This window comes from Brachymonas sp. J145 (assembly GCF_036312245.1).
Lineage (GTDB): Bacteria > Pseudomonadota > Gammaproteobacteria > Burkholderiales > Burkholderiaceae_C > Brachymonas > Brachymonas wangyanguii.
Map to the genome: position 1 here is coordinate 65,718 of NZ_JAZDCI010000007.1, position 20,541 is coordinate 86,258.

The 20,541-nt window shown below is 62.7% G+C and carries 13 protein-coding genes; 2 read left to right on the plus strand and 11 right to left on the minus strand.

The annotated features are described in order from the left end of the window. Positions 1–97: 97 nt before the first annotated feature. From V1261_RS08025 to V1261_RS08060, 8 genes are all read right to left on the minus strand, one after another. A complete protein-coding gene (locus V1261_RS08025) occupies positions 98–619 on the minus strand; it encodes a hypothetical protein (RefSeq protein ID WP_329771198.1) in 522 nt (173 codons plus the stop codon). Positions 620–629: 10 nt separating this feature from the next. After that, complete coding sequence (zapE, locus tag V1261_RS08030; RefSeq protein WP_329771201.1) at positions 630–1,751, minus strand: cell division protein ZapE; 1,122 nt, start codon at positions 1,749–1,751, stop codon at positions 630–632. Then, entirely contained in the window at positions 1,751–3,181 is a 1,431-nt protein-coding gene (lpdA, locus tag V1261_RS08035) for a dihydrolipoyl dehydrogenase (protein ID WP_329771202.1), read from the minus strand. The genes zapE and lpdA (V1261_RS08035) overlap by 1 nt, the downstream gene beginning before the upstream one ends. A gap of 26 nt (positions 3,182–3,207) precedes the next feature. Then, the gene (locus V1261_RS08040) at positions 3,208–3,525 is read right to left on the minus strand and encodes a DMT family transporter (protein ID WP_329771203.1); all 318 of its coding nucleotides are present in this window, start codon (positions 3,523–3,525) and stop codon (positions 3,208–3,210) included. Between the two features lie 13 nt (positions 3,526–3,538). Beyond that, positions 3,539–4,762: a 2-oxoglutarate dehydrogenase complex dihydrolipoyllysine-residue succinyltransferase gene (gene odhB, locus V1261_RS08045; RefSeq protein ID WP_329771204.1), complete on the minus strand. Its 1,224-nt coding sequence runs from the start codon at positions 4,760–4,762 to the stop codon at positions 3,539–3,541. A gap of 54 nt (positions 4,763–4,816) precedes the next feature. Next, on the minus strand, positions 4,817–7,690 hold the full coding sequence (locus V1261_RS08050) for a 2-oxoglutarate dehydrogenase E1 component (RefSeq protein WP_329771205.1): 2,874 nt from the start codon (positions 7,688–7,690) through the stop codon (positions 4,817–4,819). 239 nt (positions 7,691–7,929) lie between these two features. Further along, positions 7,930–9,873: a propionate--CoA ligase gene (locus tag V1261_RS08055; RefSeq protein ID WP_329771206.1), complete on the minus strand. Its 1,944-nt coding sequence runs from the start codon at positions 9,871–9,873 to the stop codon at positions 7,930–7,932. Between the two features lie 120 nt (positions 9,874–9,993). Next, positions 9,994–10,602, minus strand: coding sequence for an isochorismatase family protein (locus V1261_RS08060; protein WP_329771207.1), 609 nt, complete (start codon positions 10,600–10,602; stop codon positions 9,994–9,996). Between the two features lie 278 nt (positions 10,603–10,880). On the opposite strand from V1261_RS08060, the gene V1261_RS08065 reads away from it, so the two are divergent. Then, complete coding sequence (locus V1261_RS08065) at positions 10,881–11,450, plus strand: C40 family peptidase (RefSeq protein WP_329771209.1); 570 nt, start codon at positions 10,881–10,883, stop codon at positions 11,448–11,450. A 104-nt stretch (positions 11,451–11,554) separates the two neighbouring features. Here V1261_RS08065 and lpdA (V1261_RS08070) read toward each other — a convergent pair whose 3' ends face one another. From lpdA (V1261_RS08070) to aceE, 3 genes are read right to left on the minus strand one after another with little or no spacing between them, the layout of a single operon-like run. Continuing rightward, positions 11,555–13,372 carry a dihydrolipoyl dehydrogenase gene (gene lpdA, locus V1261_RS08070; protein ID WP_329771210.1) on the minus strand — a complete coding sequence of 606 codons (1,818 nt, stop codon included), beginning with the start codon at positions 13,370–13,372 and terminating at the stop codon, positions 11,555–11,557. A gap of 12 nt (positions 13,373–13,384) precedes the next feature. Further along, positions 13,385–15,106 (minus strand): dihydrolipoyllysine-residue acetyltransferase, encoded by a 1,722-nt coding sequence (aceF, locus tag V1261_RS08075; protein WP_329771212.1) that lies wholly within the window; start codon positions 15,104–15,106, stop codon positions 13,385–13,387. A 23-nt stretch (positions 15,107–15,129) separates the two neighbouring features. After that, on the minus strand, positions 15,130–17,835 hold the full coding sequence (gene aceE / locus V1261_RS08080) for a pyruvate dehydrogenase (acetyl-transferring), homodimeric type (protein WP_329771213.1): 2,706 nt from the start codon (positions 17,833–17,835) through the stop codon (positions 15,130–15,132). Positions 17,836–18,048: 213 nt separating this feature from the next. Here aceE and V1261_RS08085 point away from each other — a divergent pair, with 213 nt between their 5' ends. After that, on the plus strand, positions 18,049–20,526 hold the full coding sequence (locus V1261_RS08085) for a PAS domain-containing sensor histidine kinase (RefSeq protein ID WP_329771215.1): 2,478 nt from the start codon (positions 18,049–18,051) through the stop codon (positions 20,524–20,526). Positions 20,527–20,541 lie beyond the last annotated feature (15 nt).

Consider the following 20,541-nt stretch of genomic DNA (forward strand, 5'->3'; position numbering starts at 1 on the left):
ACGGCATCGGCATCAATCGGGGTACTGCGCATGAAGCCTACTGTACGTGAAAGTGTCAGCTGGCCTTGCCTGGCCATCGGCAAGCCCTATGGCTGCCTCAGGGACTGGGCGTGGCAGGCTTCGGGATCACGCTGACCGGCTGCTGCGGCGCATCGGCGGCCCAGGAAGGCAGACCGGGTCGGGCAGCCTGCGGTGCCGGGGCCGACTGCGCCGCTGCTTCACGCGCCTTGTCGGCCAGACGCAGCTGGCGGTCGATTTCCTTCAGGCGCCGGTCCTGGCGGTTCAGCTCGACCTCCTGCTTCTGCAGCACCAGATCCTGTGCCAGGAAGGCGCGACGCTCCTGCTTCAGGCAGGCATCGACCCAGAAGCGCTGGTAGCAGGCACGCTGGTCGCTTTCCCAGCCCTGGCGCAGCGTGGCACGCTGGCCTTCGACCTGCTGGCGCAGACGCGTGATGTCCTGCTGTGTCAGCTGCTGCCCCAGGAACGGCACCTCTTCTTTCGTAGGAGCCGGGTCAGGGATCTTCGGTGCCGTACAGGCGGCCAGCACGCTGGCGGCTGCAGCCAGCAGCACCAGACCAACCTGGCGACCGGAGGGAAGGACATGGTGGTGCAACTGCATCAGCTCGATCTCAGGTAATCGTGATGTCGACGCTACGGTGTTCCAGCGCCAGGTATTCAGCCGACTGCATTTCCTCGAGTCGCGAGGCAGTACGCACAAACTCGTGCGCCAGTGCGCCCTTGGTATACAGGCGCGCGGGTTCTACCGCCGCCGACACCATCAGCTTGACGCGACGGTCATACAGCACGTCGATCAGCAGCGTGAAACGACGCGCACTGGTGGACATGCTGGCGTCCATCTCGGGCACATTGGACAGCAGCACGGTATGGCACTGCGTGGCAATTTCCAGATAGTCGTTCTGCGAGCTGGCGGTACCGCACAGGTCCCGGAAATCGAACCAGATCACCGGACCGCGGCGGCGGCGCGCCTTGATCTTGCGCGATTTCAGCTCGAACACCGGCTCTTCGTCGTTGCCGGCACTCAGCTCGTCGAAAGCCTGGTGCATTTCGGCATCGGTATCGGGCGTGATCGGCGTCAGGTACAGGCGCAGCTTTTCCAGCGTTCGCTGGCGGTAATCGGTACCGTTGTCCACGCTCATCACTTCCAGACGCTCGTTCAGCAGCGCAATCGCCGGCAGAATGCGGTCGCGGTGCAGGCCGTTGGGGTACAGCTGGTCCGGACGGAAGTTGGAGGTGGTGACAAAGCCGACCTGGTTGTCGAACAGCGACTGCAGCATGCGGTGCAGCAGCATGGCGTCCGCCACGTCGTTGACGTGGAACTCGTCGAAACAGATCAGCTTGAAGCGCTTGGCCATGCGTTCGCCAAGCACATCAATCGGGTTTTCCGTGCCCTGCAGATTGGCCAGTTCACGGTGCACCTCGCGCATGAATTCGTGGAAGTGCAGGCGCGTCTTGCGCTTGATCGGCACGGCATCAAAAAAGCAGTCCATCAGGAAGCTCTTGCCGCGGCCAACCCCGCCGTACATGTAGACCCCTTTCGGGACCGGCAGGCGGTTGATGAATTTCTTCAGCGAACTGGAACGCTTGCGCTTGTAGTGTGACCACTCGACAGCGCAACGGTCCAGCTCCTGAATGGCCCGCAACTGGGCCGGGTCGCTCCGGAAACCCTTTTCTGCCAGTCGCTGCTGGTAGATCCGGGTCACCGGACCGGGAGTACTCGCCGATTCTGACATCAGAAGTTCAGGGTACGCTTGTCAACAGCCAGGGCGGCTTCCTTGGTGGATTCGCTCAGGCTCGGGTGCGCATGGCAGATACGCGCGATGTCTTCGCTGCTGGCGCGGAAGGCCATGGCCACGCAGGCTTCGGCGATCAGTTCGGAAGCCAGCGGGCCGACAATGTGCACGCCCAGGATTTCATCGGTCGTGGCATCGGCCAGGAACTTCACCATGCCGGTGGTGTCACCCAGCGCGCGTGCACGGCCGTTGGCCATGAACGGGAAGGTGCCAGCCTTGTAGGCCACACCCTGCTCCTTCAGCTGCTCTTCGGTACGACCGACCCAGGCGATTTCCGGGCTGGTGTAGATGACCCAGGGCACCAGTGCGAAGTCGACATGGCCATGCTGACCAGCGATGCGCTCGGCCACGGCCACGCCCTCTTCTTCAGCCTTGTGCGCCAGCATCGGGCCACGCACCACGTCACCCACCGCCCAGACGTTGGGCAGGTTGGTCTTGCAGTTGTCGTCCACGACGATACAGCCACGCTCATCCAGCTGCAGGCCCACCGCTTCGGCATTCAGGCCGTCGGTGTTCGGCACGCGGCCGATGGAGACGATCAGCTTGTCGGCATCCAGCTTCTGCTCTTCACCCTTGGCGTTGGTGTAGGCAATGCTCACGCCCTTCTTGCTGGTCTTGATGTCGCCGACCTTGACGCCGAGCTCGATCTTCAGGCCCTGCTTGTCAAACGCCTTCTTGGTTTCCTTGGCAATCTGCTGGTCCACCGCGCCCAGGAACGTGGGCAGGCCTTCCAGGATGGTGACATCGGCACCCAGACGGCGCCAGACAGAACCCATTTCCAGGCCGATCACGCCGGAGCCGATCACGGCCAGCTTCTTCGGCACGCCACCGATACGCAGTGCACCGTCGTTGGACAGCACGGTTTCTTCGTCAAACGCCACTTGCGGCAGCGCACGGGCGTTGGAACCGGTCGCCACGACCACGTGCTGGCCGGTGATGCTTTCAGTCTTGTCGCCGTTGGCCACCTGGATTTCGTAGCTGCCATCAGCGGCCTTGACGAAGGAGCCACGGCCATGGAAGAAGCTGACCTTGTTCTTCTTGAACAGGTACAGGATGCCATCGTTGTTCTGCTTCACGATGTCGTCCTTGCGGCCGATCATCTTGGCCACGTCCATCTTCACGTCCTTGGCGCTGATGCCGTGGTCGGCAAAGTGCAGGTTGGCGTGCTCGAAGTGCTCGGAGCTCTGCAGCAGTGCCTTGGAGGGAATGCAACCGACGTTGGTGCAGGTACCACCCGGTGCCGGGCCGCCCTTGCCGTTGGTCCAGGCATCGATACAGGCAACCTTCTTGCCCAGTTGTGCTGCACGGATGGCAGCGATATAGCCGCCGGGACCGGCGCCGATGACGATAACATCGAATTGAGTGCTCATGTTGATCTCCGTTTCACACTGCAGGCTCAGTGTGCAAGCTTGAGGGTGATGACGCCGCCGACAATCAGGGCTACGCCCACGAATCGCACCAGCGAGGCCGGATCGCCAAAAAACATCACCCCGATCAGAAAGGTGCCAGCGCCACCGATTCCGGTCCATACCGCATAGGCGGTACCGATCGGAATCTCGCGCTGTGCCATCCAGAGCAGGACACCGCTCAGTGCCATCGAAATAATGGCGCCGACGATGCCGCTGATCCGGTATTCGGCTTGTTGCGACAGCTTGAATCCGAGTGGCCAGCCGATCTCGAAGACACCGGCCAGCAGCAGGTAGACCCAGGCCATCGCAGACTATCTATCAGATGTCGAACAGCAGGCGGGCCGGATCTTCCAGCGCTTCCTTCATGGCGACCAGGCCCAGCACGGCTTCGCGGCCATCGATGATGCGGTGGTCGTAGGACATGGCCAGATAGTTCATCGGGCGCACCACGACCTGGCCGTTCTCGACCACGGCGCGATCCTTGGTGGCGTGCACGCCCAGGATGGCAGACTGCGGCGGGTTGATGATCGGGGTAGACATCATGGAGCCAAACACGCCACCGTTGGAGATGGAGAAGGTACCGCCGGTCAGCTCTTCAATGCCCAGCTTGCCGTCCTTGGCCTTGGCGCCGAATTCGGCGATCTTCTTCTCGATATCGGCAAAGTTCATCTGGTCCACGTCACGCAGGATCGGCACCACCAGACCACGCGGGCTGCTGACAGCGATACCGATGTCGAAGTAGCCGTGGTAGATGATGTCGTTGCCATCGACGCTGGCGTTCAGCACCGGGTACTTCTTCAGGGCATGCACGGCAGCCTTGACGAAGAAGCTCATGAAGCCCAGGCGGCAGCCATGCTCTTTCTCGAACTTTTCCTGGAAACGCTTGCGCATGTCCATCACCGGTGCCATGTTCACTTCGTTGAACGTGGTCAGGATGGCGTTGGTCTGCTGGGACTGCAGCAGGCGCTCGGCCACGCGGGCACGCAGGCGCGTCATCGGGACGCGCTGCTCGGGACGGGCGCCTTGCGGCACGGCAGCCACCGGTGCAGCCGGCTTGGCGGCAGTAGCGCCGGAAGCCACGGCACCCAGCACATCACCCTTGGTCACGCGGCCATCCTTGCCGGTACCAGCCACGGAGCCGGCAGCCAGGTTGTTGTCAGCCATCAGCTTGGCAGCAGCCGGCATGGCCACGCCAGCCATGCTGGCGCTAGCCGGAGCTGCGGCGGCGGCAGCAGGCGCTGCAGCGGCCGGGGCGGCTTCCGCAGCCGGAGCAGCGGCAGGTGCAGCAGCGCCAGCCACGGCTTCGGAATCGATGCGGGCGATCAGCTGCTCGGCAGTCACGGTAGCACCGTCCTGCTCAAGGATCTCGGTCAGCACGCCTGCAGAAGGAGCCGGCACTTCCAGCACCACCTTGTCGGTCTCGACTTCGATCAGGATTTCGTCCACGGCCACGGCTTCACCGGGCTTTTTCTTCCATTGCAGCAGGGTTGCCTCGGCAACGGATTCGGACAGTTGGGGGACTTTGACGTCTACGATTGCCATGATGTTCTTCTCTCAGTGTCTTGTCAGGGGGTAAAAAATACTTGTGACGGCCGATCAGCGCGTCAGCACGAAACCTTTCAGGCGGGTGAAGGCACCTTCGACCAGCGCCTTCTGCTGGTCCTGGTGCAGGTGTGCGTAACCCACCGCCGGAGAGGCAGAGGCGGCGCGACCGGAATAGCCCAGTTTCTGGCCCTGGGACATGTTCTCGAAGATCTGGTGCTGCACGAAGAACCAGGCGCCCTGGTTCTGCGGCTCGTCCTGGCACCACACCACATCGGAGACGTTCGGGTACTTCTTGAATTCGGCAGCCAGCGCCTTGTGCGGGAACGGGTACAGCTGCTCGATACGCATGATGACGACGTCGTCATCGCCACGCTCTTCGCGCTTCTTGACCAGGTCATAGTAGACCTTGCCGGAACACAGCACGATGCGCTTGACCTTCTCGGCCTTCTTGATCACGTCGGCGTTCTGCTCGGGGATCACGGTCTGGAAGCTGCCCTTGGTGAACTCGGACAGCGGCGAGGTGGCGTCCTTGTTGCGCAGCAGCGACTTGGGCGTCATGATGATCAGCGGCTTGCGCAGGTTGCGCACCATCTGGCGACGCAGCACGTGGAAGATCTGGCTGGCCGTGGTCGGCTGCACGATCTGCATGTTGACGTCGGCAGCCAGCTGCATGAAGCGCTCCAGACGCGCCGAGCTGTGCTCGGGGCCCTGGCCTTCGTAGCCGTGCGGCAGCATCAGGGTCAGGCCGTTCAGGCGGCCCCACTTCACTTCACCGGAGGCGATGAACTGGTCGATCACCACCTGGGCGCCGTTGGCGAAGTCGCCGAACTGGGCTTCCCAGATCACCAGGGAGTGCGGATCGTTGGAGGCGTAGCCATATTCGAAGCCCAGCACTGCCTCTTCGGACAGGATGGAGTCGATCACGACAAACGGTGCCTGCTTGTCAGAGATGTTCTGCAGCGGGATGTAGGTGCCTTCGTCGTACTTTTCGCGACGCTGGTCGTGCAGCACGGCGTGGCGGTGGGTAAAGGTACCACGGCCGCAGTCCTCACCGGACAGGCGCACCGGGAAACCGCTGGCCACCAGGGAACCAAACGCCATGTGCTCGCCCATGCCCCAGTCCACCGGGATGTCGCCACGGCCCATGGCAGCGCGGTCGTCCAGCACCTTCTTGACCAGGCTGTGCACGTTGAAGCCTTCGGGCACGGTGGTGATGCGCTCGGCAATGCGCTTCCACTCGGTCAGCGGGATGGCGGTGTCACCGGAGTCGGTCCACTTCTGGTTCAGGTAGGGAGACCAGTCGACGGCAAACTTGCTCTTGAAGTTGCTCAGCACCGGATCGACCGTGTGGCGGCCTTCGTCCATGGCGGCGCGGTAGGCCTTGACCATGTCGTCGCCCAGCGTGTCGCCCAGGCCCTGCGCCGCCAGCTTGTCGGCATACAGCTTGCGGGTGCCGGGGTGCTTGCTGATCTTGGTGTACATCAGCGGCTGGGTCAGCATGGGGGTGTCCTGCTCGTTGTGGCCCAGCTTGCGGAAGCAGACGATATCGATCACCACGTCCTTGTGGAATTCCTGGCGGTATTCCATGGCCCACTGCGTGCACAGTGCCACGGCTTCCGGATCGTCACCGTTCACGTGCAGCACCGGGGTAGCCATCATCTTGACGACGTCGGTACAGTACAGCGTGGAGCGGCTGTCACGTGGGTCGGAGGTGGTGAAACCGATCTGGTTGTTGATCACGATGTGCACGGTACCACCGGTATGGTAGCCACGCGTCTCGGCCAGCGCCAGGGTTTCCATGACCACGCCCTGACCGGCAAAGGCCGCGTCACCGTGCACCAGCACCGGCAGCACCTGCTGGCCATGCGGGTCATCGCGACGGTCCATGCGCGAACGCACGGAGCCTTCGACCACGGGGTTGACGATTTCCAGGTGGGACGGGTTGAACGCCAGGCTCAGGTGCACCGGACCACCTTCGGTGGAGATGTCGGAGCTGAAGCCCTGGTGGTATTTCACGTCACCGCTCGGCAGGTCTTCCGGAGCGGTGTGCTCGAATTCGGCGAACAGGTCACGCGGCATCTTGCCCAGCGTGTTGACCAGCACGTTCAGACGGCCGCGGTGGGCCATGCCGATGACGATTTCCTGGACGCCGATGGCACCCGCCTGGCGCACCACTTCATCCATGGAAACGATGAAGCTCTCGCCGCCTTCCAGCGAGAAACGCTTCTGGCCAACGTACTTGGTGTGCAGGAAACGCTCCAGGCCTTCGGCAGCCGTCAGGCGTTCGAGGATGCGCTTTTTCTGGTCGGCGTTGAACACCGGCTTGGCACGGGTGGCCTCGAGTTTCTGCTGCCACCACCGCTTCTCGGCGAATTCGTTGGTGTGCATGAATTCGACACCGATGGTGCTGCAGTAGGTTTCGCGCAGCGCATTCAGCAGCTCACGCAGCGGCATGCGCTCCTTGCCGAAGAAGGTGTTGCTGGTGTTGAAGACCGTCTCGAGGTCGGAGTCGGTGAAATCGTAGAACGCCAGATCCAGTTCGGGAATGTCGGGGCGTTCGCTGCGCTTGAGCGGATCCAGGTCGGCCCATCGGGCACCAGAGTTGCGGTAGGCGGCAATCAGCTGCTGGGCTGCAGTGCGCTTGCGACCGGTTTCGACGTCGGGATTGGCATACACCACCTGGGTGCCGCCCTGCTTCGCGCGTTCGGCGAAAGCAGCGATCACCGGCTGGTGCGGCACGTCACGTGCGTCGCTGCCATCGGCTGCAGGCTGGTGCTGCAGGTTGTCGAAATACTGGCGCCAGTCATCCGGCACGCTGCCGGGATTGGCCAGGTAGTTTTCGTACATCTCTTCGACATAGGGCACATCGCCGCCGAACAGATGGGTATTAGAGCTGTAGCTCTGGAAAATCGATGAATCGCTCATTTTTGCGCTTACCTCCACGCCCCTGCAGGGCGCATTAGCTGGTTAATTCAACCTTCCACGGTACGGCTGAACCGGATGGTGGACGCGGCCAGAAAACATGCGGACATGACAATGCCATGAAAGCTTTTTCTTTCCAGCCGGTATTGTGCCACCATTTGCCCGAAGAGTGTCTGCAACGTGTATTGGATACAGAGGTGAAAACGGCTTTCTGCCGGTTGACAGAAAGCCGTTTTGGATTGTTACTTGCCGGCGTCCACCATGCCCTTGATGTTGAGCAGGGAAGACGGATCGTCGATCGTGGTCAGGTCGCCAGGATCGCGGCCTTCGGCTACTGCCTGCAGCGCACGACGCAGCAGCTTGCCGCTACGCGTCTTGGGCAGCGCGGTCACGATCATGACGCGGGACGGACGGGCCACGGCTCCCAGGTCGCTGTCGACCTGGCGCATGATCTCCTGTTCCATCTTCTTCAGGCCTTCGGGGGTATCGAGGCCTTCGGAAGACTTGGTCGTGACGAAAGCCAGGGCGACCTGGCCCTTGACGTCATCGGCCACACCGACCACGGCGGTTTCGGCCACGTTCGGGTGGGCAGAAATGCTTTCCTCGATCTCGCGTGTGCCCAGGCGGTGGCCGGCCACGTTGATCACGTCGTCGGTACGACCCAGGATGAAGTAGTAGCCATCGGCATCGCGGCGCGCCCAGTCGTAGGTGCTGTAGACCCAGCGGCCTTCTCCGCTCGCGTCTTCCATCTTGTTCCAGTAGGTGCTGACGAAACGCTTGTCATCGCCCCAGACTGTCTGCAGGCAGCCCGGAGGCAGCGGACCTTCGGCCACCAGCACGCCCTTGGCATCACCACCTTCTACCGCCAGGCCGGTGCTTTCATCGACCAGACGCACGTTGTAGCCGTACATCGGGAAGCCGGGGCTGCCGAAGCGCGGCTGGTTCTTTTCCACGCCGTCAATGCCGTTGGCAATACCCAGGATCGGCCAGCCGGTTTCGGTCTGCCAGTAGTTGTCGATGATCGGCTTGCCATTGAGGCCATCGGAAATCCACTTGGCGGTGGGCTCGTCGAGCGGCTCGCCAGCCAGGAACAGCGCCTTCAGGCTGGACAGGTCATGCGCCGTCAGGTGCGCCGGATCCTGCTTCTTGAGCACGCGGATCGCGGTGGGCGCGCTGAACATGACGGTCACCTTGTACTTGGCGACCAGACGCCACCAGATGCCGCCATCCGGCTGGTGGTCAAAGCCCTGCGTCGGCAGGCCTTCGTACATGATGGTGGCCATGCCGCCGATCAGCGGGCCGTAGATGATGTAGCTGTGACCCACTACCCAGCCAATGTCTGAGGTGGAGAAGAAGGTTTCGCCGGGCGCACCGCCGTAGATGAAGGGAATGCTGGTGGCCAGCGCCACGGCGTAGCCACCGGTATCGCGCTGCACGCCCTTGGGCTTGCCGGTGGTGCCGCTAGTGTACAGGGTGTAGCTGGGGGTGGTGGCATCCAGCCAGACACAGGGCACCTGGGCATCCATGTGGCGTGCGCGCAGGTCGCCCCACAGCACGTCACGGCCTTCGACCAGGTTCATCGGCGTCAGGCCGCGATCGACCAGCAGCACGGCTGCCGGCTTGTGTGTGGCCAGGTGGATCGCCTCGTCGAGCAGCGGCTTGTAGGGCACCGGCTTGGCACCGCGCGAACCGCCATCGGCACTGATGATGACCTTGGGCTGGGCATCATCGATACGGGTGGACAGGGAGCCGGAAGCGAAGCCGCCGAACACCACCGAGTGGATGGCACCGATGCGGGTACAGGCCAGCATCGCGAAGCAGGCTTCGGCAATCATCGGCATGTAGATCAGCACGCGATCGCCCTGCTCCACGCCCAGTTCGAGCAGGCTGGCCGCCATGCGCTCGACTTCGCGCTGCAGCTCGGCAAAGCTGTAGGTTTTCTCGGTGTTGGTCTCGGTGGAGACCGCGATCAGGGCCGCATCATCCGGACGCTCCAGCGCATGGCGGTCCACGGCGTTGTAGCAGATGTTGGTGCGGCCACCAACGAACCAGCGGGCAAAAGGAGGATTGCTGTAATCGCAGATCTGCTGGGGAGGGGTTTCCCAGTGAATGCGCTTGGCCTGCTCCGCCCAGAAGGCATCGCGGTCCGTCAGGGACTGCTGATGAAACTCCGCATAGCTCTGCATGTGTGCTCCTTGTGTCTGTTATGTTTCCTGCCGCGGCAACGCGGCCAGTCCATAATTATCTGCCAAGAATCTGAGCAGAAATTTACATTTCCATAGGGATTGACACCAATCAGGCCGCCATCACTTGACCAGCGACAGGACCTCGCGGAAGGCCGGATTCTCGGCCGTACGCAGCCATTCGAAGGCGACCATTTCGGTGGTGACCAGTTCGGCGCCAGCGGTAGCCAGACGGTCAAAGCCGGCATCGCGGTTGCGTTCGGTGCGCGAGCTGCAGGCATCGGTCACGACCCAGACGTCAAAATCGTTTTCGAGCAGGCCGAGCGCCGTCTGCATCAGGCAGACATGGGCTTCACAGCCGGCGATCACGATGCTGTTGCGTTCAGGTGCAGAGGATGCCGCAATCGCCTTCTGCAGGTGCTTGGGCAGGCTGCGTGCATTGCCGGAAGGCTGGCGTGCCGGCGGACGCAATGCATCGGCCAGGCCATCATCACAGGCATTGAAGTACATCTTGGACAGGGTCTTGTCGCACAGCTCGCGCACCGCGGGGTGGTTGGGGCCGAGCTTGGCCGGATTCTCTTCGGTGCCCCAGGTCGGCACCTGCAGGATGCGGGCCACCTTGCCCAGCAGCACGGCATTGGCCAGTGCCTTGTCCGCTTCGTGGATAAAAGGCATGAGTTTTTCCTGGTAATCCACAAGTACCAGTTGGGATTCTTCTGCATTCATCAGCATGGGGTCGTGCTCCATTCATTTCTATATGGGGGATACCGCATTATGGAGCCGATTCCCCTGCCATCGGCACAGGGTTGGCCCCTGACACGGTCTGTCACGCGATCTGTCGTTATCGCAGCCCAAAACCCCGTTTTCTGACGTCAAACTTGCAAAAACAAGGGCTTGTCAGCTTTGCTTCAGGTTTCTTCCGAGTTTGGTAACAAAAAACATGCTGAAAATCGCAGTTACTCCTACAGACACGTCGGACATGGACTACAACTGGGCTAAACTCGCTACCCATGAAGAAATTGGCAATCACTTTCCTCCTGGGCCTCGGCAGCGTCGCTGCACAGGCAGCTCCGCAAGCGAGCGACATCGACACCTTCCTGAACGACCGCGCCAACATGGTGAACCAGTTCGGCCAGAACGTCCGCAATTCGGCCTCTGATCTGGTAACGACTGCCATGGGCTTTATCGGCGTGCCTTACCGTTACGGCGGCAATTCGGCTGAAACCGGTTTTGATTGCAGCGGTCTGGTGCGTGCCACCTACGAAAAGACTTTCGGCAAGGTGCTGCCGCGTCGTGCTGCCGACCAGGCTGCCGCCACGCAGGTCATCGCCAAGTCCGAGTTGCGTCCGGGCGACCTGGTGTTCTTCAACACCATGAAGCGCGCCTTCAGCCACGTCGGCATCTATGTCGGTGACGGCAAGTTCATCCACGCTCCGCGCTCCGGTGCACGCGTGCGTGTCGAAAACATGGACATCAACTACTGGAGCAGCCGCTTCAACGGTGCACGCCGCGTAGTGGACAGCAACGGTGCCAGCTTTGATGCCCAGGCAGCCATCCGGGTGGCGGAGAGCCTCAACTGATTCCCTCAGTACCCATGCAAAAAGCGACTTGATGCCAAGTCGCTTTTTTCTTGCCCGTTGTGCGAACAGGCTGCGGAACCCCTGACGGGATTCCGCGCCGGGCCTTACTTGCGCTTTTGAGGCGGCAAGTCGGTACAGCTGCCGTGGGCAGCCTCGGCAGCCATGCCGATGCTTTCGCCCAGCGTCGGGTGCGGGTGGATGGTCTTGCCGATATCCACGCTGTCGGCACCCATTTCGATCGCCAGCGCGATCTCGCCGATCATGTCACCGGCATGCGTGCCGACGATGCCACCACCCACGATGCGATGCGTTTCGGCATCGAACAGCAGCTTGGTGAAACCTTCGTCACGACCGTTGGCAATGGCGCGACCCGACGCTGACCAGGGGAACATGCCCTTGGTGACCTTGATGCCCTGCTCTTTCGCCTGGTCTTCGGTGAGGCCAACCCAGGCCACTTCGGGATCGGTATAGGCCACGCTCGGGATAACGCGGGCATCGAAAGCGGCCGCAGCCAGTTCCTTGTTGCCCTGCATTTCGCCAGCGATGACTTCGGCTGCCACATGCGCCTCGTGCACCGCCTTGTGTGCCAGCATGGGCTGGCCGACGACGTCGCCAATCGCGAAGATGTGCGGCACGTTGGTGCGCATCTGCACATCGACCGGGATAAAGCCGCGCTCGGTAACGCTGACGCCGGCCTTGTCGGCACCAATCTTGTTGCCGTTGGGTGAGCGGCCGACGGCCTGCAGCACCAGATCGTAGGTTTGCGGTGCCGGAGCGCCCTCGCCTTCGAACGTGACCTCGATGCCGGCTTCGGTCGCCCTGGCGCCGACGGTCTTGGTCTTGAGCATGATGTTGTCGAAACGCGGTGCGTTCATCTTCTGCCAGACCTTGACCAGATCACGGTCTGCGCCCTGCATCAGGCCATCCATCATCTCGACCACATCCAGGCGTGCGCCCAGCGTGCTGTAGACGGTACCCATTTCCAGGCCGATGATGCCACCACCCAGGATCAGCATGCGCTTGGGCACGTCCTTAAGCGCCAGCGCGCCGGTGCTGTCCACCACGCGCGGGTCATCCGGCATGAAGGGCAGGCGCACGGCCTGGCTGCCGGCGGCAATGATGCAGTGGCGGAAGGCAATCGTGCTGCGGTTGCCGGTCTTTTCCTGGCCAGTGCCGGAGGTTTCCTCGACCTGGATATGGTTGGCACTGACAAAGCTGCCGTAGCCGCGCAGCATGGTGACCTTGCGCATCTTGGCCATGGCGGCCAGGCCACCGGTCAGCTTGCCGATCACTTTTTCCTTGTGGCCACGCAGCTGATCGATATTCACCACCGGCTTGCCAAAGCTGATGCCGGCAGCCTCCAGGTGGCTGACTTCGTCCATCACGGCGGCGACGTGCAGCAGCGCCTTGGACGGGATGCAGCCTACGTTCAGGCAGACGCCGCCCAGCGTGGCGTAGCGCTCGACCACGGCCACTTTCAGGCCGAGGTCGGCGGCGCGGAAGGCAGCGCTGTAACCGCCCGGGCCACCGCCCAGCACCACCAGATCAAACTCCTGGTCAACCTGGCCGCTGTAACTGCTGGCGATCGGGGCCGGTGCTGCGGCCGCTGCCGGTGCGGCAGCGACTGGAGCCGCTGCTGCCGCAGGCGCTGCGGGCGTTTGGGCAGCCGGAGCCGCGGCAGAAGCATCGGCTTCCAGTGTCAGGATGACGGAGCCTTCGCTGACCTTGTCGCCCAGGTTGATGGCCAGGGACTTGACCACACCAGCATGGCTGGACGGGATTTCCATGGAGGCCTTGTCGCTTTCCACGGTGATCAGGCTCTGCTCTACCTTGACGGTATCGCCGGGCTTGACCAGCAGCTCGATCACGGCCACATCGCTGAAGTCGCCGATATCGGGAACCTTGACTTGGATTTCGCTCATCGTGCTGCCCTCTTACAGTGCCACGCGGCGGAAATCAGCCAGCAGCTGCGCCAGGTAGACGTTGAAACGGGTCGCCAGTGCGCCGTCGATCACGCGGTGGTCGGCGGTCAGCGACATCGGCAGCGTCAGGCGCGGCACGAACTGCTGGCCGTCCCAGACCGGCTTGAGGGTGCTCTTGTTCACACCCAGGATGGCCACTTCGGGCGCGTTCACGATCGGTGCGAAGTAGGTACCGCCGATGCCGCCCAGGCTGGAGATGGTGAAGCAGGCGCCCTGCATGTCAGCCGGGCCGAGCTTGCCGTCACGTGCCTTCTTCGCCAGTTCACCCGATTCCTGGGCGATCTCGAATACGGACTTCTTGTCGGCATTCTTGATGACCGGAACCACCAGGCCATTCGGCGTGTCGGCAGCAAAGGCGATGTTGAAGTACTTCTTCAGCACCAGGTTGTCGCCGTCCAGCGAGCTGTTGAACTCGGGGAACTTCTGCAGCGCCTTGACGCTGGCCTTGATCAGGAAGGCGAGCATGGTGACCTTGATGCCGGCCTTCTCGTTTTCCTTGTTGAGCTGGACGCGGAAGGCTTCCAGATCGGTGATGTCGGCATCTTCGTGGTAGGTGACCGCGGGGATCATCACCCAGTTGCGCGACAGGTTCTGGGCGGAAATCTTCTTGATGCGCGACAGCGGCTTGGTCTCGATCTCGCCGAACTTGGCGAAATCGACCTTGGGCCAGGGCAGCAGGTTGAGCTCGCCACCACCGGTGACGCCACCGCCAGCCGGCGCCTTGGCAGCCTGGGCCTGGGTGCGCAGGTCGCCAGCCATGACCGACTTGGTGAAGGCCTGCACGTCGGACTGCTGGATGCGGCCCTTGGGACCGGTGCCCTTCACTTCGGCCAGCGGCACGCCCAGCTCACGGGCAAACTTGCGCACCGAGGGCGAGGCATGCGGCAGCTTGCTGCTAACCGGTGCCGAAGCCGGATCGTGGCTGGCAGCCGGTGCGACAGCGGCCACGGGAGCCACGGCCGCCGGAGCTGCTGCTTGCGGCGCAGCAGCGGGGGCGGCAGCAGCAGCCGGTGCAGCAGCGGCAGCCCCTGCGTCGACGGCGCCTTCCAGCACCACCAGCAGATCGCCCTGGTTGACCTTGTCACCCAGTTGCACCTTGACTTCCTTGATCACGCCAGCGTGGCTGGACGGGATTTCCATGGAGGCCTTGTCGCTCTCCACGGTGATCAGCGACTGCTCGACCTTGACCGTATCGCCGACCTTGGCGAACAGCTCGATCACGGCGACATCGGAAAAATCGCCGATATCGGGCACGCGCACTTCGATGCTGCCGACGGCAGCAGGCTGAGCTGCCTGTTGTGCGGCACCAGCGCCGGCGGTATCGGCAGCACGGGCTGCGGCAGAAGCTTCGCTCGCGCCCGGAACCACTTCACTACCGCCAACCGGCGCTTCGGCATTGGCCGGCGATGGCTCGACGCCTGCACCAGCGGCGGCATCTGCGGTTTCCAGCAGCAGCACGACCGAGCCTTCGCTCACCTTGTCGCCCAGCTGGACTTTCATTTCCTTGACCACGCCAGCGTGGCTGGAGGGAATTTCCATGGAGGCCTTGTCGCTCTCCACGGTCAGCAGGGACTGCTCGACCTTGACGGTATCACCCGCCTTGACCAGGACCTCGATCACCGCCACATCGGAAAAATCGCCGATGTCCGGAACCTTGACTTCAATGCTTGCCATGTGTCTGTCTCCTCGTTCGGCCATCAGGCGTACAGCGGGTTGATCTTGTCGGCCTGGATGCCGTACTTGGCGATGGCTTCAGCCGCCTTGCTAGCCGGGATCTTGCCTTCGTCGGCCAGCGCCTTGAGCGCGGACAGCACGATGTAGTGGCGATCGATCTCGAAATGCTCGCGCAGGCGATTGCGGAAATCGCTGCGGCCAAAGCCGTCGGTGCCCAGCACGCGGTAGCTGCGGCCAGCCGGCACGAACGGACGGATCTGCTCGGCGTAGTTCTTCATGTAGTCGGTGGAGGCGATCACCGGGCCGCTGCTGCTTTCCAGCTGCTGCTGCACAAAGGACTTGCGCGGCGTTTCGGTCGGGTGCAGCAGGTTCCAGCGATCGGCGTCCTGGCCATCACGTGCCAGCTCATTGAAGCTCGGGCAGCTCCAGACGTCAGCAGCAATGCCCCAATCCTGGGCCAACAGTGCCTGGGCGGCAATGCTTTCGCGCAGGATGGTGCCGGAGCCGAGCAGCTGCACGCGCTGCGGCAGGCCTTCGGCGCCGGGCTTGCACAGGTACATGCCCTTGATGATCTGCTCTTCGGTGCCGGGCTGCAGGCCGGGCATGGCGTAGTTCTCGTTCAGCAGCGTCAGGTAGTAGAAGACGTTTTCCTGTTTCTCGACCATGCGCTTCAGGCCGTGCTGCATGATGACGCCGACTTCGTGCGCGAAGGTCGGGTCGTAGCTGACGCAGTTCGGGATCGTGCCGGCCAAGATATGGCTGTGACCGTCTTCGTGCTGCAAGCCTTCGCCGTTCAGCGTGGTACGGCCGGAAGTGCCACCCAGCAGGAAGCCGCGTGCCTGCATGTCACCCGCGGCCCAGGCCAGATCGCCGACGCGCTGGAAACCGAACATCGAGTAGTACACGTAGAACGGGATCATGATCCGGTTGTTGGTGCTGTAGCTGGTGGCGGCAGCGATCCAGCTGGCCATGCCGCCGGCTTCGTTGATGCCTTCCTGCAGGATCTGGCCGTCGGTCTGCTCCTTGTAGTACATCACCTGATCGCGGTCGACCGGGGTGTAGTTCTGGCCTGCCGGGTTGTAGATACCGATCTGGCGGAACAGGCCTTCCATGCCGAAGGTGCGTGCCTCGTCGACCAGGATCGGCACCACGCGCGGGCCCAGGGCCTGGTCGCGCAGCAGCTGCGTCAGGAAACGCACGAAGGCTTGCGTCGTGCTGATCTCGCGGCCTTCGGCGGTGGGCTCGAGCACGGCCTTGAAGGTATCGAGCGACGGCACGGTGAAGTTTTCTTCGGCCTCGGCACGGCGCTTGGGCAGGTAGCCACCCAGCGCCTGGCGGCGCGCATGCAGGTACTGCATTTCCGGCGTGTCATCGGCCGGCTTGTAGTACGGGATGTTGGCCAGTTCGCTGTCGGGCACCGGGATGTTGAAACGGTCGCGCATGTAGCGCACATCGTCATCGGTCAGCTTCTTGGTCTGGTGCACGGTGTTCTTGCCTTCACCGGCCTTGCCCATGCCGTAGCCCTTGACGGTCTTGACCAGCAGCACGGTCGGCTGGCCCTTGTGGTTGTGCGCCGCATGGAAGGCAGCGTAAACCTTTTGCGGATCATGGCCGCCGCGACGCAGCGCCCAGATCTCGGCATCGGTCATGTGCTCGACCAGCTTGGCGGTTTCGGGATAACGGCCGAAGAAGTGCTTGCGCACGTAGGCGCCATCGTTGGCCTTGTAGGCCTGGTAATCACCGTCGACGACTTCCATCATCAGCTGGCGCAGCTTGCCGCTCTTGTCACGGGCCAGCAGCGGATCCCAGCTGCTGCCCCAGAGCAGCTTGATGACGTTCCAGCCGGAACCGCGGAATTCGCCTTCCAGCTCCTGCACGATCTTGCCGTTGCCGCGCACCGGGCCATCCAGGCGCTGCAAGTTGCAGTTGATGACGAAGATCAGGTTGTCCAGCTTCTCGCGCGATGCCATGCTGATGGCGCCCAGACTTTCCACCTCGTCCATTTCGCCGTCGCCCAGGAACACCCAGACCTTGCGGTTTTCAGTATTGGCAATGCCGCGCGCATGCAGGTACTTCAGGAAGCGTGCCTGGTAGATCGCCATCAGCGGGCCCAGGCCCATGGAGACGGTCGGGAACTGCCAGAAGTTGGGCATCAGCTTGGGGTGCGGGTAGCTGGACAGGCCATTGCCATCCACTTCCTGGCGGAAGTTGTCGAGCTGCTCTTCGGTCAGGCGGCCTTCCAGGTAGGCGCGCGCGTAGATGCCGGGGGAGCTGTGGCCCTGGATGTAGAGCAGGTCACCACCGTGCTCGCCGTTGTCGGCGTGCCAGAAGTGGTTGAAGCCGGCACCCAGCATGCTGGCCAGCGAGGCAAACGAGCCGATGTGGCCACCCAGGTCACCGCCGTCAGACGGGTTCAGGCGGTTGGCACGCACCACCATGGCCATGGCGTTCCAGCGCATGAAGGCGCGCAGGCGCTTTTCCAGCGCGATATTGCCCGGGCAGAAGGCTTCCTGGTCGGGTTCGATGGTGTTGACGTAACCGGTGCTGGCCGAGAACGGCAGATCAATGCTGTGCTGGCGGGCATGCTCCAGCAGGCCCTCCAGCAGAAAGTGGGCACGCTCCTTGCCCTCGCTTTCAATGACGGCGGACAGGGCGTCCAGCCATTCGCGTGTTTCTTGGGAATCAGTATCGTGGGGCAACTGGCCGCCAGCTTGCTGCGCGTCGGACATGCGGGTCTCCTTGTGGGTTGTTTCTGCGTATGGCTTTACACATTGTGTGCGCACACTTCGGGGAGTATGGCACAAGAAAACCCTTATTTTCAATATGTGGATATTGATTTCTTAATGTGAAATATGAATCGGTGAAATCCCGCATGGACTTCAGGCAAAGCCTGTATGCTTCTGCTTTTATCTCCTGTTGCCGCCCGTCCGGGCCATGCCTGCATGTCCAATCTCGTCCTTTCCTGGCTGTCCCTGCAGCCGCTGCGCCGCTGGTGGAGCGAGATGCCACAGCACCGCCAGGATCGCCTGGCCAGCCTGATTCCTCTGGTCGCCGTGATCCTGTTCGTGGTGGCCGTGGTCACGGCCATTACCTATCTGCGCATGGAAGAGCGCCAGAGCCAGCGCCAGTCGGTCCAGCATGCGGGCGAATACACGCGCCAGCAGATCCACGGCCGTCTGGCCGATCGGCTGGAACAGATCCGCGGCTTTGCCCAATACGTGATGACACAGCCTGACGGCGCCACGATTTCCAACGAGCAGGTCAGCAAGCTGCTGTCGGTCGCCCCGGAGATCCGCAGCATGACCCTGGTCGATGTCAAGGGCCGTGTGCACGACAACTTCACCGCCGGATCGCCCCACCATTCGGATGCGCTGCCGCTGGACACCACCTTGCCACAACCCGCGGAGCATGCCCTGCTGCAACAGGTGATGCGCACCCATCTGCCGGTCTACCGCGTCATTGCTACCGGCAGCCACAACGACACCTGGCTGGGCCTGATGCTGCCACTGACGCGAGGCGACAGCGTGGTCGGTGCGCTCTATGTGCGCTACAGCCTGTCCGCCTTGGCCTACCAGGCGATTCCGTCCGAGATCTTCGTCAAGTACGCGCTCGCCCTGCTGGACAACGAGGGGCGCGTGCTGCTTGGCAATCCGGATTCGCGCCAGCAGGACCGCACCTGGCTGGATCGCCACTTTGACTGGATCAGCAACAGCCTGTCCCCTCAGGTCTACACGACACCGCTGTCCCGCACCGACAACTCGCTGGTGCTGCGGGTGCAGCCCTACGATTCCGGCAGCGCCATGGCGGACAACGCGCTGTTCCTGATGGTGCTGGGCCTGAGCCTGCTGACCGGCCTGACGCTGTTCATGAACTGGAAGTACCTGCGCGGTCGCCAGCGTTCGCAGCGCGCCCTCGAAACCGAGACCAACTTCCGCCGCGCGATGGAAAACTCCATGCTGATCGGCATGCGCGCGCTGGATCTGGAGGGCCGCATCACCTATATCAATACCGCCTTCTGCAGCATGACCGGCTGGAGCGAGGATGAGCTGATTGGCCAGTTGCCGCCCTACCCGTTCTGGCATCCCGAAGACTACGCACGCCACGAGAAGACCCTGCAGGAGACGATGCAGGACAATATTCCGCGCGGCGGCTACGAGATGCGCGTGCTGCGCAAGAACGGCTCCACCTTTGAGGCGCGCATGTACATGTCGCCGCTGGTCGGCCTGGATGGCATCCAGACCGGCTGGATGACCTCGATGACGGACATCACCGAATCGAACCGTTTCAAGCGCCAGCTGACCGCCGCCTACGAGCGCTTCACGCGCGTGCTGGATGCGCTGGAGGTGACGGTCTCTGTCGCACCGCTGGGCGGCCACGAACTGCTGTTTGCCAACCGCGCCTACCGCCAGGTATTTGGCGAAGACCAGGGTACCAGCGCCCACCTGCAACTGCTGACGCTGGCCGGCAAGCCGGTCACCCAGGCGCCACAGGACGGGGCTCTGCAGCACGAACCCAGCAACAACACCGAAGTCTTTGTGCCGGGACTGAACCGCTGGTTCGAGGTGCGCACACGCTATCTGGAATGGGTCGATGGCCGGCTGGCGCAGCTGGTCACGGCCAACGACATCACGGCACGCCGCCAGGCCGAGGACACCAGCGCCCAGCACGAGGCGCGCGCGCAGGCAGCAGCGCGGCTGGTGACCATGGGCGAGATGGCGTCCAGCGTGGCGCACGAACTGAACCAGCCGCTGACCGCCATCAACAACTACTGCAATGGCATCGTCAGCCGACTGGAGCGCGGCCAGATGGACGAGGACAGCCTGAAGATCGCGATCCGCAAGACCGCGCAGCAGGCGACCCGCGCCGGCCAGGTGATCCAGCGCATCCGCAACTTCGTCAAGCGCAGCATGCCCAATTACTCGCCGACCCGGGTCGAGGAAATCGTCACCGATGCGGTGGAGCTGGTGGATATCGAGATGCGACGACGCCAGGTGCGGCTGGCGCAACAGATGGCACCAGACCTGCCCGAGCTGGTGATGGACCGCATCCTGATCGAGCAGGTGCTGATCAACCTGCTGAAGAACGCAGCCGAATCGATTGACCTGGGCCAGCTGCCGCCGGAACGCCGTGAAGTCAGGCTGCAGGTACAGCGCGCCGTGCGCGAGGGCCGACCGGTGGTGGAGTTCGTGATCGAGGACAAGGGCACCGGCATGTCGGATGAAACGCTGCAGCACGTGTTCGAGGCCTTCTACTCCACCAAGGCGGAGGGCATGGGCATCGGCCTGAACCTGTGTCGTAGCATCGTAGAGTCCCACCACGGGCGTTTGCACGCGCAGAACATTTACAATGAATCAGAGACGGAGGTTGTGGGTTGCCGGTTTACTTTCTGGATTCCGGTGCCAGCCAACCCCGAGCAGTAAATAGCACAACTACAG